The sequence below is a fragment of the Streptomyces radiopugnans genome, from assembly GCF_900110735.1.
Classification (GTDB): Bacteria; Actinomycetota; Actinomycetes; order Streptomycetales; family Streptomycetaceae; genus Streptomyces; species Streptomyces radiopugnans.
Map to the genome: position 1 here is coordinate 33,622 of NZ_FOET01000007.1, position 14,387 is coordinate 48,008.

13 protein-coding genes are annotated in these 14,387 nt (G+C 73.9%); 4 read left to right on the top strand and 9 right to left on the bottom strand.

Translation table 11 applies throughout. From position 1 onward, the window contains the following. Positions 1-2: 2 nt before the first annotated feature. The 3 genes from BMY40_RS14940 to BMY40_RS14950 all read right to left on the bottom strand — a co-directional run bounded on the left by BMY40_RS14940 (position 3) and on the right by BMY40_RS14950 (position 2,552). Positions 3-479, bottom strand: a complete 477-nt coding sequence (locus tag BMY40_RS14940) for a VOC family protein (protein WP_093659644.1) — start codon at positions 477-479, stop codon at positions 3-5. 120 nt (positions 480-599) lie between these two features. Next, positions 600-806 carry a hypothetical protein gene (locus BMY40_RS14945; RefSeq protein WP_093659646.1) on the bottom strand — a complete coding sequence of 69 codons (207 nt, stop codon included), beginning with the start codon at positions 804-806 and terminating at the stop codon, positions 600-602. Positions 807-1,100: 294 nt separating this feature from the next. Then, positions 1,101-2,552: a glycoside hydrolase family 10 protein gene (locus tag BMY40_RS14950; RefSeq protein WP_093659648.1), complete on the bottom strand. Its 1,452-nt coding sequence runs from the start codon at positions 2,550-2,552 to the stop codon at positions 1,101-1,103. An 802-nt stretch (positions 2,553-3,354) separates the two neighbouring features. Between BMY40_RS14950 and BMY40_RS14955 the strand changes: the two genes are divergently transcribed. Then, positions 3,355-3,810: a tellurite resistance TerB family protein gene (locus BMY40_RS14955; RefSeq protein ID WP_093659650.1), complete on the top strand. Its 456-nt coding sequence runs from the start codon at positions 3,355-3,357 to the stop codon at positions 3,808-3,810. Between the two features lie 186 nt (positions 3,811-3,996). Next, positions 3,997-4,974, top strand: coding sequence for a TIGR03557 family F420-dependent LLM class oxidoreductase (locus tag BMY40_RS14960; protein WP_093659652.1), 978 nt, complete (start codon positions 3,997-3,999; stop codon positions 4,972-4,974). 73 nt (positions 4,975-5,047) lie between these two features. Here the strand turns inward: BMY40_RS14960 and BMY40_RS14965 are convergent, their stop codons facing one another. The 3 genes from BMY40_RS14965 to BMY40_RS14975 all read right to left on the bottom strand — a co-directional run bounded on the left by BMY40_RS14965 (position 5,048) and on the right by BMY40_RS14975 (position 8,374). Beyond that, a complete protein-coding gene (locus tag BMY40_RS14965) occupies positions 5,048-6,538 on the bottom strand; it encodes an MFS transporter (protein ID WP_093659654.1) in 1,491 nt (496 codons plus the stop codon). Between the two features lie 142 nt (positions 6,539-6,680). Beyond that, complete coding sequence (locus BMY40_RS14970; protein ID WP_093659920.1) at positions 6,681-7,478, bottom strand: SDR family NAD(P)-dependent oxidoreductase; 798 nt, start codon at positions 7,476-7,478, stop codon at positions 6,681-6,683. Positions 7,479-7,570: 92 nt separating this feature from the next. Continuing rightward, positions 7,571-8,374 (bottom strand): phosphotransferase enzyme family protein, encoded by an 804-nt coding sequence (locus BMY40_RS14975; protein WP_093659656.1) that lies wholly within the window; start codon positions 8,372-8,374, stop codon positions 7,571-7,573. Positions 8,375-8,580: 206 nt separating this feature from the next. Here BMY40_RS14975 and BMY40_RS14980 point away from each other — a divergent pair, with 206 nt between their 5' ends. Next, the gene (locus tag BMY40_RS14980; protein ID WP_245770118.1) at positions 8,581-9,318 is read left to right on the top strand and encodes an SDR family NAD(P)-dependent oxidoreductase; all 738 of its coding nucleotides are present in this window, start codon (positions 8,581-8,583) and stop codon (positions 9,316-9,318) included. 33 nt (positions 9,319-9,351) lie between these two features. On the opposite strand, the gene BMY40_RS14985 is transcribed toward BMY40_RS14980, so the two are convergent. After that, positions 9,352-10,740 carry a GDSL-type esterase/lipase family protein gene (locus BMY40_RS14985; protein WP_218158299.1) on the bottom strand — a complete coding sequence of 463 codons (1,389 nt, stop codon included), beginning with the start codon at positions 10,738-10,740 and terminating at the stop codon, positions 9,352-9,354. Positions 10,741-11,056: 316 nt separating this feature from the next. On the opposite strand from BMY40_RS14985, the gene BMY40_RS14990 reads away from it, so the two are divergent. Further along, positions 11,057-12,358 carry an alpha/beta fold hydrolase gene (locus BMY40_RS14990; RefSeq protein ID WP_093659662.1) on the top strand — a complete coding sequence of 434 codons (1,302 nt, stop codon included), beginning with the start codon at positions 11,057-11,059 and terminating at the stop codon, positions 12,356-12,358. Positions 12,359-12,388: 30 nt separating this feature from the next. On the opposite strand, the gene BMY40_RS14995 is transcribed toward BMY40_RS14990, so the two are convergent. Both BMY40_RS14995 and BMY40_RS15000 read right to left on the bottom strand, forming a co-directional pair. Beyond that, on the bottom strand, positions 12,389-12,655 hold the full coding sequence (locus BMY40_RS14995) for a Thoeris anti-defense Tad2 family protein (RefSeq protein WP_093659664.1): 267 nt from the start codon (positions 12,653-12,655) through the stop codon (positions 12,389-12,391). Positions 12,656-12,731: 76 nt separating this feature from the next. Further along, a complete protein-coding gene (locus BMY40_RS15000) occupies positions 12,732-14,387 on the bottom strand; it encodes a DUF4139 domain-containing protein (RefSeq protein ID WP_093659666.1) in 1,656 nt (551 codons plus the stop codon).

Below are 14,387 nucleotides of genomic sequence, written 5' to 3' on the forward strand. Positions count from 1 at the left end.
GTTCACTTCCCGGCGGCCTCCCGCAGCTCCTGGACGTCGATCTTCTTCATGCCGAGCATGGCCTTCATGACCTGCTGGGACACCGCCTGGTCGGGGTGGCTCAGCAGCTCGGTCAGCTCCCGCGGGACGATCTGCCACGACAGGCCGTAGCGGTCCTTGAGCCAGCCGCACACGCTCTCCTCGCCGCCGTCGGTGAGCCTGGCCCACAGCTCGTCCACCTCCGCCTGGTCGGCGCAGTCCACCGAGAGCGAGATCGCCTCGCTGAAGGTGAACTCCGGGCCGCCGTTGAGCCCGATGAACTCCCGGCCGGCGAGTTCGAAGGTGACCGTCATGACCGATCCCGGCTCGCCCGGCCCGGCCTCGCCGTAGTACTGGACGTCCGTGATCCGGGAGTCGGGGAAGAGGGATGTGTAATACCGGGCGGCCTCCTCGGCGCGGCCGTCGAACCACAGACAGGTCGCGATCTTCTGCTTCTGCATGGCGTGCCCTCCTGGCGTGCGTGTGCCGGACGCTTTCCGATGGGTGGACCGGCCGGGCCGCCGGAACTCATCGCCGCCCGCCCGGTGAATCCGGGCGGGCGGCGGATCACGCCCGTGCCGTCAGCTGCCCCGCCGGCCGCCGCGCCCTGTGCCGTCGATCGGCATCGCCGGGTCGACGGCTTCGGCCAGGGCGCGTGTCCCCGCGCCGTCGGGGTGCAGATGGTCGCCGCTGCCGTTGACGCCCAGGATCACGACGGCCGTGCGCACACCGCCCCGGCCGAAGACGTCGCGGGCTGCCGGGATCCGCGCTGCGCCGCGCCGTGTCACCGGGCCGGCCGCCCGCCGTACCGCGGCGCTGCCAGGAGAAAGCAATGAGAGCCGATCGGGCTGTCAATCCGCCGGGGGGGGGGTAATTCCTCATAAGCGCCGAGCGGTAATTCGGGAAAACGAGCTGAACCGGATCAGGAGACCTGTCTGAACCGGTTTTCCGCTACGGGGCCGCGCCCTGGGAAGGGCGTTTTCGGAACGGGGGGCGGACGCGCCGGTGGTGCGGCGGCCTTCAGGCCGCCGCACCACCGGCTGTGGGGGGAGGTTGTGCGCGTGGAGTCGCCGTGACCGGGGTCAGGAGGCGGTGCAGGAACCGATGCGGGGAGCGGTCCAGTTGCCGTTGGCCATCACCGTGAAGCCGAAGCTGGTGGAGGAGCCGGCGGACAGGGTGCCGTTCCCGCTGGGTCGCATGGTCATGACGTTGCCGCTGGAGTCCCAGCTCGGAGTGCCGTTCCAGGTGGCGGAGATCTTCTGGGGCGAGGTGACGGTCACGGTCGTGGACCAGTTGCTGATCGGGGCACTGCCGGCCCGGACGGTCACCCTGCCGTTGAAGCGGTCGCCCCAGCGGTCGGTCTGCTCGTAGGTGACGGTGCAGGAGGCCGTGCCGCCGCCGCCGGTGGTCCCGCCGTCCGTGCCGCCGGTGGTTCCGCCCGTGGTGCCTCCGGTGGTGCCGCCGGAGCCGGAGCCGCCGAGGGCCTCCAGGACGGCGGTGTACGCGGGCTTCTTGTTGTAGTTGCCGTCGAAGAGCAGCGGAGTGTCGGAGGAGCGCCAGGAGTACTTGTCGGTCACGCCCCAGACGGTGATGCCGGTGCAGCGGGAGACGGCCAGGCAGGCCTGGGTGATGCCGCGGTACTGCTCGGCCTGGGAGGAGCCGGAGCCGGCGATGTCGAGCTCGGTGATCTGGACGTCGACGCCGAGGTCGGCGAAGTTCTGCAGGGTGGTGTGGTAGTTGCTGGGCACCGGGTTGCCGCTGTTGAAGTGGGCCTGGAAGCCGACGCAGTCGATGGGCACGCCGCGGGACTTGAAGTCCTTGACCATGTTGTACACGGCCTGGGTCTTGGCGTGGCTCCAGTTGTCGGTGTTGTAGTCGTTGTAGCAGAGCTTGGCGTTCGGGTCGGCGGCCCGGGCGGTGCGGAAGGCCTCCTCGATGTAGCCGTTGCCCAGGCGCTGCTGGAAGACGGAGTTGCGGCGCGCGCCGCTGGAGCCGTCCTCGAACGCCTCGTTGACCACGTCCCAGGAGTGGACCTGGCCCTTGTACTGGCCCATCACCCGGTTGATGTGGTTGTTCATCGCCGAGCGAAGGTCGTTCGCGGACAGGTTGGTCACCCAGCTCGGCAGCTGGGAGTGCCACACCAGGGTGTGGCCGCGCAGCTTCATGCCCTGGCTGCGGGCGTGGTTGGCGATCCGGTCGGCGGTCGCGAAGTTGAACGAGTTGCGGGAGGGCTCCAGGGCGTCCCACTTCATCTCGTTCTCGGCGGTGAGCGAGTTGAACTCCCGGTTCAGGACGCTCATGTAGTCCGACTCGCCCATCCGGTTGGCGGCGATCGCGGTCCCGAAGTAGCGGCCCTTCTCCGCCGCCGCCGCGCCCAGGGTGGAGGCCGCGGAGGCGGTGCCGGTCAGAGCGGTGAGGGTGCCCGCGGCGGCCAGCGCCAGGGTGGCGCCCACGACCAGGGCGTTGCGCAGCGAGGAGCGTCCGCGCCTGCCTGGCGTTCTGGGTCCGGGCGAGGCGTGGGGGGTGTCGACCATTGCGGTCCCTTCGTCCGTGGCCCGCCTCCCGTCCTGCCGGGGCAGGACGGGAGGCCGTCGGGCCGGTGGGTGTGCCGTTCGCGGCTCCTGGGCCCGTCGCCCGGCGCGAGGTCGGTGACAGGTCCATGGCGATCGGCAGCGATCGATGTGGAGTATGCGCGGGTTGCAAGTCGCCGTCAATGCTTCCTTCCGGAAAACTTCCGGAGAGGACTGCGCGTCATATCCCTTTATTCTCGGGGGTTTTGGAGAACATGGGAAAGACGGCCATCCGTATCCGGCGCAGCTCCGGCCAAAACTTTCGGTAGTCTTCCGGAGGGCTTGAGAGGCGTCCGCAGCCGGGTGTGCACTCCGGCTCGGACCGCGTCTGGACAGGGCCCGGGCGGCGTCTGGACAGGGCCCGGACAGGGCCCGGACAGGGCCTGGACAGCGCGAGGCCGCGCCGCGACGAGGGGGAGGGGGCATCGCGGGCGCGGCCGTACCGTGCGCATGCCCGGCGATCCGCCGCTCACACCCGGCCGACGGCGGGAAAGGCGATCCGTCTCTCCCGCGCCCGGCCTCCGGGCCGGCCGGGGCGCCCCCGGCCCCGTCCGCGCATCCCGGCGGGCACCATGACGCCGCATCACCCGATCGGCACACCCACACGCCCGGCCAGGGGCGATGTCACCGACGCGGGCGCGGCACTTCTATCCTTCCCCCGGAGTCGAACGGCGCGCGGACGGCCGTGACTCCGCGCCGCCCCCGCCGGGCGGACGGTCCGGACGGCGCGCGGCCCGGACCTCTCAGCGACGTACGGAGTGTGCCCATGGCCCTGTGGAACCGCCTCAAGGAATCCGCACAGACGATGCAGGCCCAGCTGGAGGAGAGGAGGAACGAGCTCAGAGGCGGCGCGTTCCGCGACGCGAGCATGGCGGTGTGCGCGCTCGTCGCCGCGGCCGACGGCACGGTCGAACCGGCCGAACGGCGCCGTGTCTCCTACCTGATCGCCAACAACGAGGTGCTGAGGAACTTCCCCGCCGACGAACTGCGGAGCCTCTTCGAGGACCGTCTGGACGCGATCGCCGCCGACCGCGAGCGCGGCAGGGCCGACGCCCTCCAGGAGATCGCCAAGGTCAGGAGGAAACCGCTGGAGGCCCGAGCCGTCGTCCAGATCGGCATCCTCATCGCAGGCGCCGACGGCCGCTTCGACCTCGCCGAACGGGCCGTGGTCCGCGAGGTCTGCCAGGCACTGGACCTGCCCCCGCACGAGTTCGACCTCTGAGCCGCCGATCCGCGGGGGCCGTACCCCGCGCCCCCGCGCCCCGGTCTCCCCCTTCCCCTCTCTCCCGCCCTTCCTCGCCCACATGGCCCACCACGCCGTTTCGCACCGCACGTCCCGGGAACCCGGCGCGAGCGGCAACCGAACGGCACGACGTGCGGCGACATGGAACGAGGGACAGAGGGACAGATGCAGATCGGCTACAAACTGGCGGCGGAGGCGTTCGGCCCCGCCGAACTCGTCCGGCAGGCGGTGCGCGCGGAGCAGGCCGGTTTCGACTTCGTCGAGATCAGCGACCACTACCACCCGTGGCTGGACAACCAGGGCCACTCGCCGTTCGCCTGGACGGTCCTGGGCACCATCGCGGCGAAGACCGAGCGCATCGGACTGGCCACCGGGGTGACCTGCCCGACCGTGCGGTACCACCCGGCGATCATCGCCCAGGCCGCCGCGACGCTCGCCCTGCTCTCCGAGGGCCGGTTCGTCCTCGGCGTCGGTTCCGGCGAGCGGCTCAACGAGCACGTCGTCGGCCGGGGCTTCCCCGCGGTCGCCGCGCGCCACGAGATGCTCCGCGAGGCGCTGGAGATCATCCGGCTGCTGTGGAGCGGCGGATACCGGTCCTACGAGGGCAAGCACCTGAGCCTGGAGGACGCGCGGGTCTTCGACCTCCCCGAGGAGCTCCCGGTGATCGCGGTGGCCGCCAGCGGCCGCCCGTCGGCGCGGATCGCCGCCGAACTCGGCGACGGGCTGTTCGCGACCGAGGCCAAGCCGGAGATCCTGCGCCACTACCACGACGCCGGCGGCTCAGGACCCGCCTACGCCGAGGTGCCCGTGGCCTGGGCACCCGACGAGCACACCGCGGCCCGTGCCGTCCTGGAGACCACGAGGTGGGCCGTGACCGGCTGGAAGGTGATGAGCGAGCTGCCCAACCCGGTCAACTTCGAGGCCGCCACCACCACCGTCCGCGAGGAGGACATCCTCGAGAACTTCGCCTGCGGCCCGGACCCGGCCAGGTTCACCGAGATGGCGCAGCAGTACGTCGACGCGGGCTTCGACCGGCTGGTGCTGATGAACGCCGGCCCGGACCCGGACGGGTTCCTGGACTTCTACGCCGGCGAGCTGGACGCCCGCATCCGCGCACTGGCGCCGCACCCGGCCGGCTCCTGACGCGTCCTCCCCTCCCGGAGAAAAGGGGGCGCCCCGGCACACCGCCGGGGCGCCCCCTTCTTCGGGACCGAGGTCACTCCCGATCGCCCGGCGCGGTCGTCACCTGGGCCGACAGCGGTACGGCGATGTCCTCCAGCGCGCGCCGCTCGGCCGGCACCGCCAGGAGGACGGCCACCAGCCCGGCCAGGGTCATCAGACCCGCGCCGATCTGGAAGGCGAGCACGGTGTCCGCGACGACGCCGGACTCGGTGAGCCTGGCGAAGATCAGCGGGCCGCTGATGCCGCCCGCGGCCGTGCCGATGGCGTAGAAGAAGGCGATCGCCATCGCCCGCGTCTCCATCGGGAAGACCTCGCTGACCGTCAGATAGGCCGAACTGGCCCCGGCCGAGGCGAAGAACAGCACCACGCACCAGCAGGCCGTCAGCGTGGTGGCGCTCAGGTGCCCGCCGCCGAAGAGCCAGGCGGTCACGAAGAGCAGCAGGCCGGAGAGGATGTACGTGCCGGAGATCATCACGCGGCGGCCGACGGTGTCGAAGAACCTGCCCAGCAGCAGCGGGCCGAAGAAGTTGCCGATGGCGATGACGGCGAAGTAGTAGCCGGTCGAACCGGTGCCCACGTCGAAGAACGTGGTCAGGATCGCGCCGAAGCCGAAGGTGATGGCGTTGTAGAGGAACGCCTGGCCGATGAAGAGGGACAGCCCCAGGACCGCCCGCTTGCGGTAGTGGGAGAAGACCGTGCGGGCGATCGTCCCGAAGCCGATGCTGCGCCGCGTGTGGATGGTGATCTCACCGGCGGGCGGCGGCAGTTCGGCGCCCTTCTCGGCTCGGATCCCCTCCTCGACCTCGCTCACCAGCTTCTCGGCCTCGTCGCCCTGGCCGTGGATGAACTGCCACCGCGGGCTCTCGGGCACATGGCGGCGCACCAGCAGGATGGCCAGGCCGAAGACGACACCGAGGGCGAAGGTCAGCCGCCAGCCGACGTCGAGGGCGAAGACGTCGGTGTCCAGCATCACGATGGACAGCAGCGAGCCGCCCACCGCGCCCAGCCAGAAGCTGCCGTTGATGATCAGGTCGATGCGGCCCCGGTACTTGGAGGGGATCAGCTCGTCGATCGCGGAGTTGATGGCCGCGTACTCGCCGCCGATGCCGAAGCCCGTCAGGAAGCGGCAGGCGAAGAACCACCAGCTGGAGAAGGACAGGGCGGTCAGCGCGGTGGCGCCCAGGTAGACGGCCAGCGTGATGATGAAGAGCTTCTTGCGGCCGTAGCGGTCGGTCAGCCAGCCGAAGAACAGTGCCCCCGAACAGGCGCCGGCCACGTACAGGGCCGCGGCGATACCGGTGACCTGGGCGGAGGTGATGGGCAGTCCGCTGCCCTCCTCCGCCAGCCGCCCGGCGATGTTGCCGACGACCGTGACCTCCAGGCCGTCGAGGATCCACACCGTGCCGAGCCCGATCACGATCATCCAGTGCCAGCGCGACCACGGGAGGCGGTCGAGCCGGGCCGGTACGGACGTCGTGACCGTGCCCGTACCGGCCGATGAGTCCACGGTCCTGTCAGTCGCCATCAACACTCCCTCCGGCGCGGGGCCGAGGGGATGCGCCTCGGCGCGCTCCTGACGGTTTCCCGGCCGCGGCCGGCCCACACGCGCCTGTGCGGGCAGGCCCCACCGGGGCGGGGAGGACGTGACCCGTCCGGCCCCGCGGCCGTCACAGGGCGTGGCCGCCGGCGACCTGGAGGACCTGCCCGGTGATCCAGCGGGCCTGCCGGGAGGCCAGGAACACCACGGCGTCGGCGACGTCCTCCGGCTCGCCCACCCGGCCCAGGGGCACGATCGCGCGGACCTCGTCGATCCGGTCCACCCCGATCCAGCCCGTCTGGACCGGCCCCGGGGCCACGGCGTTGACCCGGATGCCCGACGCGGCCAGATCCAGCGCGGCGGCCCGGGTGAAGGCCTCCAGCGCCGCCTTGGACGTGCCGTAGCCGATCTGGCCCGGAAAGGCGCGCGCGGAGTCGGTGGAGACGTTCACCACGCAGGGCGCGGTCCCGTCCGTGCCGCAGCCACCGGCCCGGGCGCGGCGCGCGAGTTCGGCGGTGAGCAGTGCCGGTGCGATGGAGTTGACGCGGTGGTGGCGTGCCAGCGATTCGGCGGTGAGCGTGTCGAGGGTGTCCGGACTCTCGCAGTGCGCGGCGTTGTTGACCAGGACGCCGACCGGCCCCAACCGCTCCTCGACCTGGTCGAACAGGCGCGCCGCCGCGTCCGGCGCGGCCAGGTCGGCGGCGACCGCGGCCGCTCCGCCCAGTTCGGCGACCAGTTCCCGCACCGCCTCGGCGGGTGGGGTGGCGTGCTCCCAGCACGCTCCGGGCGGCGGAGGGCCCTGCGCGGGCAGATGGTGTACGGCCACCCGCGCTCCCTGGGCGGCGAACGCGCGGGCGATCGCCGCCCCGATGCCCGCGCCCGCGCCGGTGACGAGTACGACCTGTCCGTCCAGTCCGGTGTCGATCACCACCGCAGCATCCGGGATCGGGCCCGGTCGGGCAACCGTATTGCGCGGCACCCGGACACCCGGACACCCGGCCCCAGGCCGCCGCGGACGCCTCAGCCGCCGAGCAGGGCGTCCAGCCAGAGCCGCTCGCGCCGCTCGGTGTACTCGGCGTCGCGCCGCCACACCTCCCCGTGGCCCTCGTCCCACAGCCTCGCCCACGGCTGGACGCCGCGTGCGGCCCGGTCCCGCAGGAAGTCGTGCATGGCGCGGGTACGGCGTCCCAGCAGGGGCACCAGGCGGCGGCGTTCGTCCTCGTCCAGCCCGTAGGCGCCGGCGAAGGCCCGCAGCCGCGCCCCGGCGTCCGTACGCCGGAAGGCGGGATTCGCCGACAGCGGGACGAAGCCGTGGGCGGCGTAGGCCAGGTCCTCCAGACGGGAGCCGGGCGCGGCGCCGTCCCAGTCGATGAACGCCCACCCCCGGTCGCCGTCGAACACCAGGTTCCACGGGGCCAGATCGTGGTGGGCGACGATCTCGTGCCCCTCGGCGGGGATCAGCCGCCGCCAGCGTGCGCCGGGCGGCGGGACGAAGTCCGCCACGGCGTCGTGGAACTCCCGGATCAGGCGCGCCACCCGTTCCAGCCCGTGGACCGGATCCAGCAGGGAGAAGTGGTCCGGCCACACGGTGCGGCCCGGCAGGTACGCCAGCACCTCGCGTCCGCGGTCGTCGACGCCCAGTGGCCGGGGAGCGCCCCGGAACCCCGCCCGGTGCAGATGGTCCAGCAGGGCGTGGACGGCGGGAGTCCACGGTCCCGCGGGGCGGCGTACCGTGTCGCCCACGCGGACGATGCCCGCGCTGACGTTCCCGCCCGGCAGCGGCTCCTCCCCCGAGTCCCCCGAACCCTGCGCGACACGCTCCATGCCGCCCAGTCTCACCCGTCCGCCCCGTCCGCGCACCCGGATTAGGGTGTGGGCACCCGGCGGTCCCGACGACCCCGACGACCGCGGTGAACCGCCGCCAACCACCGAGGAGCCCCGCCGTGCAGCACCCCGAACGGTCCGAGACACCTGCCGCCGGCGAGGCGGCCGCGGACAGCACCGCGTTCCCCGGCAGCGGCCGGCGCGTCCTGGTCAGCGGCGCGTCCCGGGGGCTGGGCCGGGCGGTGGCGCGGGCGTTCGCCGCCAACGGGGACCGGGTGGCCGTCCACCACGGCGGCCGCCGGCGCGACGCCGAGACCACCCTGGCCTCCCTGCCCGGCGGCGGGCACGTCCTGCTCGGCGCGGACCTGGCCGACCCGCGGCAGACCGTGGAGCTCGCGGACGCGGCGGCCGAGGCGCTGGGCGGCCTCGACGTCCTGGTGAACAACGCGGCCGTCAACACCCCGCACCCGCCCGCGACCACGGAGTACGGGGACTGGTGCGAGGCCTGGCGGCGGCACGTGGACGTCAACCTGCTCGGCACGGCGAACCTCAGCCACGCCGCCGCCCGCCACATGATCGGCCAGGGCACCGGCGGCCGGATCGTCAACGTCGGCTCGCGCGGGGCGTTCCGCGGCGAGCCGGACCACCCCGCCTACGGCGCCACCAAGGCCGCCGTCCACGCGCTGGGCCAGTCCCTGGCCGTCGCCCTCGCCCCGTACGGCATCGCGGTCACCTCGGTTGCGCCGGGCTTCATCGACACCGAACGCGTCACCCACCGGCTGACCGGTCCCGAGGGGGACGCCATCCGCGCGCAGAGCCCGTACGGGCGGGTGGCCACGCCCGAGGAGGTGGCCGCGGCGGTGCTGTGGCTGGCGTCCCCGCAGGCCCAGTGGAGCGCGGGCGCCGTGCTGGACCTGAACGGGGCCTCCCACCTGCGGACCTGAGCCGATCCGGCCCGTTCGCCCGGGCGGAGCCGTTCAGGCGGCCCGGCCCGGGCGGGCGGCGCCCGCCTCCCACCGGCCGAGACCGAAGACGCCGAGGTCGATCGCCTCCGCCATCGCCGCGTGGCCGGCCGCGTTGGGGTGGTAGCAGTCCGCCTCGTACTCCGCGCGGATCCTGGTCGGGTCGGCCGGGTCCCGGACGGCGGCGTCGAAGTCGATGACACCGTCGAACAGCCCGCCGGTGCGCACGAACTCGTTCACCGCCAGGCGGTTGGCCTCCTTGGCGCCGCCGGCGGCGTTGCACATGGGCATCAGCGTGGCGCCGACGACCTTCAGCCCGCGGGCGCGGGCGCGTTCGGTGATCTCCCGCATGGCGTCGATGACCTGTTCCGCCGGTGCCGGAGGGGCGAACTCGCCGCCGCCCAGGTCGTTGGTGCCCTCGAACAGGACCATGTACCGCGCGCCCGCCAGGGCCAGTACGTCCTGCTCCAGCCGGTCGGGCGCGGGCGGGCCGCAGCACTGGCCCGTGGGGTCGTACGGGTTGGGCCGGCGGCTGACGGTGTTGCCCGAGATCCCGGCGTTGGCGACGGCCAGCTGCCGGTGCGGGGGCAGGGCGTTGATCCGGCGTGCCAGCAGGTCCGTCCACCGGTCGCCGCCCCCGGTGGCGTTGTGGCCGGAGGTGTTGGAGTTGCCCAGGGCGACGATGGCGCCCGCCGCGGGCGTGCGGCCGTCGACGACGTCCACCCACCACAACTGGCCCGGGTGGTAACCCGGTTCGGCGGACAGCCCCCGGTCCTGCTCCGGATAGGAGGCGTCGCCGGTGTCACGGGTGTGGTCGCCGGGCAGCGACAGGAAGCTGCCGGGAGGGTTCGGGGTGGGCGGGGGGAAGGTGTGGTCGTTGACCGGTGCGCCGGGCGCGTACAGGCTGACCGCCAGGTTCTGCTGGGCGGACACCCGCAGCGGCACCGGATCGCTGTAGACGCGCTCGCCCGGGGCCAGGGTCACCCGGGCGCGCCCGCCGAAGGTGAGGGTGCGCAGGGAGCGGGGGACGAGGTCGGCCTCCCCGACCCGGCGCTGCAGCCCGATCGTGGCGGAGCGGAAGGTCGCCGGGCGGTCGCCGTACGGGTTGCCGATCCGCACCCGCAGCCAGGTGGCCGACACCGAGGCACGGGCGATGTTGCGCACGGTCACATCGGGTGAGGTGCCGTGCCTCCCCTGGAGGCTCGCGCTCCAGATCGCGCTGCGGCCGTGCGCCGGCCCCCGCCCGCGCGACCCGGTCTCACCGGTTCCGGTGCCGGAGGCGGAGGCGGCGGCCGGGGGAGCCGAGAGCAGGGGAAGCAGCAGGGAGACGAGCAGTATCAGCAGCGGGGCCCGCCACACGCTCCTGCGGGCGCGGTGTCCGCCGCCTCTCGGCGAAGACGTCACGGCGTTCCTCTCGTTCGGCTGGTGCGGTGCGCGGACCGGGCGTCGAGAAGCTGAAGTCGTGCGTGGTGACAGGCGGTTCGGGAGGACGGAACACGCGGCGCACGCGGGGTGCGCGGTGCGCGGGCCGCGCCCCGCACAGTAGGAACGCCCCGGCGGGGGCGTCAACACCGCCTCGGGCCGCCCGGCCGCAACCCGTTCGGAGGGGGCCCGTCCGCCCGGGGCGGCGCGGGCCGCGTACGGTGCGGATGGAGCCACCGGCGCCCACCCCGGGCGCCCCGGCACACACCCGACCCCCGGCACGAGGAGCCCCAGCACCATGGACACGGCCGTCTACCGCCACAACGGGCTCGTCTGCGCCGACCACACCCTCCGGGTACCACTGGACCACGCCCGCCCGGACGGCCCGGAGATCACCCTGTTCGCCCGCGAGGTGACCGCCGCCGGGCGGGAGGGGGAGGACCTGCCCCGGCTGCTGTGGCTCCAGGGCGGTCCCGGTCACCGGGCCGAACGCCCCGACGCCCCGGGCGCCTGGCTGCGCGAGGCGCTGCGCGACCACCGCGTCGTCCTGATGGACCAGCGCGGCACCGGCCGCAGCACCCCGGCCGACCGCCGCACCCTCGCGGCCCTCCCCGGAGCCGCCGCCACCGCCGCGCACCTGGCGCACTTCCGCGCCGACTCCATCGTCCGCGACGCCGAGCTGCTGCGCCGCCACCTCGCCGCCGACGGCGAGCAGGACCGCCCCTGGACGGTGCTCGGCCAGAGTTTCGGCGGCTTCTGCGCCCTGACCTACCTGTCTCTGGCGCCCGAGGGACTGGAGAAGGTGATGATCACCGGCGGCCTGCCCTCCCTGACCGCGCACGCCGACGACGTCTACCGCGCCGCCTACGCCCGCGTGGCGGACCACAACGAGCGCTACTTCGACCGCTACCCCGCCGACCAGCGCCTGGCCGACGCCGTGGCCGGGCACCTGGGGAGCGAGGACGTACGGCTGCCCACCGGCGAACGACTGACCGTGCGCCGCTTCCAGACCCTGGGCGCCGCCTTCGGCGGCGTCTCCTCCTTCGACTCCCTGCACTACCTGCTGGAGACCGCGTTCGTGCCGGGCGCGCGCGGACCGGAGCTGTCCGACACCTTCCTGCGCCGCGTCGAGGCAGCCGTCTCCTACGCCCAGCACCCCCTGTACGCCGTCCTGCACGAGGCCATCTACGCCCAGGGCGGCCGGCCCACCGCCTGGTCCGCGCACCGGATCCGTGAGGAGTTCCCCGTCTTCGACGCCTCCCGGGGCGGGCCGCTGCGCTTCACCGGGGAGATGGTCTACCCCTGGCACTTCGAGGAGGACCCGGCGCTGGAGCCGCTGCGGGAGGCCGCCCACCTGCTCGCCGGGCGCACCGACTGGCCCCCGCTGTACGACGCCGACCGCCTGGCCGCCAACCGTGTGCCGGTCGCGGCGGCCGTCTACCACGACGACATGTACGTCGACCGGGAGCACTCCCTGCGCACCGCCGCCGCCGTGCGCGGCCTGCGCCCCTGGATCACCAACGCCCACGCGCACGACGGCGTACGGGTGGACCCCGCCGTCTACGGCCGGCTGCTGGCCATGGTGCGCGGCGAGATCTGACGGCCGCCCCGGCCCCGGCGGCGGAGCCGCTCAGTCCCCGCCGCCGGCCTCCTCCGGCGCGTCGACGTCGTACCAGTCGTCGGCCAGCAGGCCGGCGTGCGACGGCTGCACCCCGGCCTGCACGGTGCCGTCGGCGGTGACGAACCGCAGATGGGCGGCGAGCGGCCGGCTCCGCCCGTCGGGGCAGACGCAGACCGACTCCGGTTCCAGGTAGACGTACTTGCCCGGCTGGATCCAGCTCCGGCGCGCCACACGGCGGCCGTCCCTCAGTAGCTCCAGGGCTGCGGAGAAGTCCATGCGGCGAGCGTAGCGAGCCGTCCGGAAGGCTCTTGAACACCGGACGGAGAATGCGCTATGGGGAGCCGGAGACCCTTCAGAGCCCCACCACGCCGTCCGCGGCCGTGAGTTCGTACTCCAGCGTGATCTCGCGCCTCTCGCCTGGAGCCAGACGGAGCGTGTAGCGCACCATGCCCTCCGCGTCGACGTCCTCGTCGGGCTCCGGCAGGCACGCCGCCCTCCGCAGCCGCACCTCGACGGCGGAGACCTCCGAGACCGGGACGCGCTCGCGGACCACCACGACCGCCGCCTCCCCCTGCGGGGAGGAGTCCAGCCGGGAGACGAACAGCCGCACCGTACGCGTGATCACCGTGCGGTGGTTGACGCCGGACAGGCCCGCGGTGCCGCGGCTCTCCTCGACATGGCGCACCACCCGGTAGGTGTCCTCGCTGCCGAAGGACAGCGAGATCTCCTCGCCCTGCCCGGCGAACGGCAGTTCACCGCGCCCGGTGAAACCGCCGCCGCGCACCAGGTCCACCGGCCCGGCCAGCAGGACGTGCCCGGCCCCGTTGACCGTCCGGGCCACCCGGGCCACCAGCGGCGACAGTTCGGGGGCGCACGCCAGCTCGGTGCGGCACGGCGCGGTGAACGCCGACAGGCGCACCCGGTGGGGGCGCCCGTCACAGGCCACGTCGACGGGCGAAGCGGCGGCCATCACCCGCACCTCGCCGCCGTCCGACAGCCCGGGAAGCTCCGCGTCCGCCCCGGCGGACCCGTCCGCGGCCGGCTCGTGCCCGACCGTGGGCACCTCCTCCTCGCGCAGATCCACCTCGACCGTGCGCCGCTCCCCGGCCGAGCGGTCGCGCAGCACCAGTTCGTCCTCGTACAGCGGCGGAGGGCCGGCGGCGAGGGTGGGCCGGGCGGTGGACAGCGACAGCCGCACCCCCTTCCACTCCTCGCCGGTGCGCTGCCACACCACCGCGTCGGTCTCCAGGCGCACCGACCGCTCGTCCCCGGCCAGCGTCGCCCGGTACGCGGGCCGCCACAGGGCGCAGGGCACCAGATGCGTCAGGCGCAGCACGGCGGGCCCGGCGCGATCGGCCTCGACGACCACCTCGACGACCGCCGTCAGCTCCTGAGGCTCCTCCTCGGTGCGCCGCAGGGCCCGGCGTGCTTCCTCCAGCTCCTCCTCCGTGCGGAGCAGCCGGCGCCGCAGCAGGTGCAGTTCCCCGGTGCGCGTCCCGTCCTCCTCGTCGATCCGCTCCAGACGGTCCGCCCAGCGCTCCGGGTCGGCCGAGCCGGCCCCGGCGCCCTCGGCGACATCCCGGTACAGGTCCGCCCTGGCCTGGGCGACGACCGCGAGACGGCTCTCCAGCCGCTGCCGCAGCCACCGGGCGTCGCGCAGCTCCTCCTCCAGATCGTGGACCCTGCGGCGCAGCTCCGAGGCGTCGTCGCCGGGCCGCCCCGGGCGCGGGGGCGCGTACGTGCGCACCACGCGGGCGTCGACGACCCGGACGCCGCCCGCGCCACCGTCCCCGGCCGGGACCTCCGCGCGCAGGGAGCGGTCCACGACCAGCGGCGTCACCGGGCCGACGAGCAGCCGCTGCGCCCCCGCGGCCAGTTCGACACTCCCGTGCCGCTCGACCTGGGCGCGGTCCTCCATGCACGTCACGGCGGTGACCGGCATGGGGACCGGCTCCGGCCGGGAGGCCGGCGCACCGCGGCCGGCCGTGTCCTGCGATGCGTTCGTCAT

What these genes read in the sequence shown, in the direction of transcription:
- BMY40_RS14940 (WP_093659644.1), bottom strand. Translation starts at nt 479, where the DNA reads ATGCAGAAGCAGAAGATCGCGACCTGTCTGTGGTTCGACGGCCGCGCC.
- BMY40_RS14950 (WP_093659648.1), bottom strand. Translation starts at nt 2,552, where the DNA reads ATGGTCGACACCCCCCACGCCTCGCCCGGACCCAGAACGCCAGGCAGG.
- BMY40_RS14955 (WP_093659650.1), top strand. Translation starts at nt 3,355, where the DNA reads ATGGCCCTGTGGAACCGCCTCAAGGAATCCGCACAGACGATGCAGGCC.
- BMY40_RS14960 (WP_093659652.1), top strand. Translation starts at nt 3,997, where the DNA reads ATGCAGATCGGCTACAAACTGGCGGCGGAGGCGTTCGGCCCCGCCGAA.
- BMY40_RS14965 (WP_093659654.1), bottom strand. Translation starts at nt 6,538, where the DNA reads ATGGCGACTGACAGGACCGTGGACTCATCGGCCGGTACGGGCACGGTC.
- BMY40_RS14975 (WP_093659656.1), bottom strand. Translation starts at nt 8,374, where the DNA reads ATGGAGCGTGTCGCGCAGGGTTCGGGGGACTCGGGGGAGGAGCCGCTG.
- BMY40_RS14990 (WP_093659662.1), top strand. Translation starts at nt 11,057, where the DNA reads ATGGACACGGCCGTCTACCGCCACAACGGGCTCGTCTGCGCCGACCAC.
- BMY40_RS14995 (WP_093659664.1), bottom strand. Translation starts at nt 12,655, where the DNA reads ATGGACTTCTCCGCAGCCCTGGAGCTACTGAGGGACGGCCGCCGTGTG.
- BMY40_RS15000 (WP_093659666.1), bottom strand. Translation starts at nt 14,387, where the DNA reads ATGACGAACGCATCGCAGGACACGGCCGGCCGCGGTGCGCCGGCCTCC.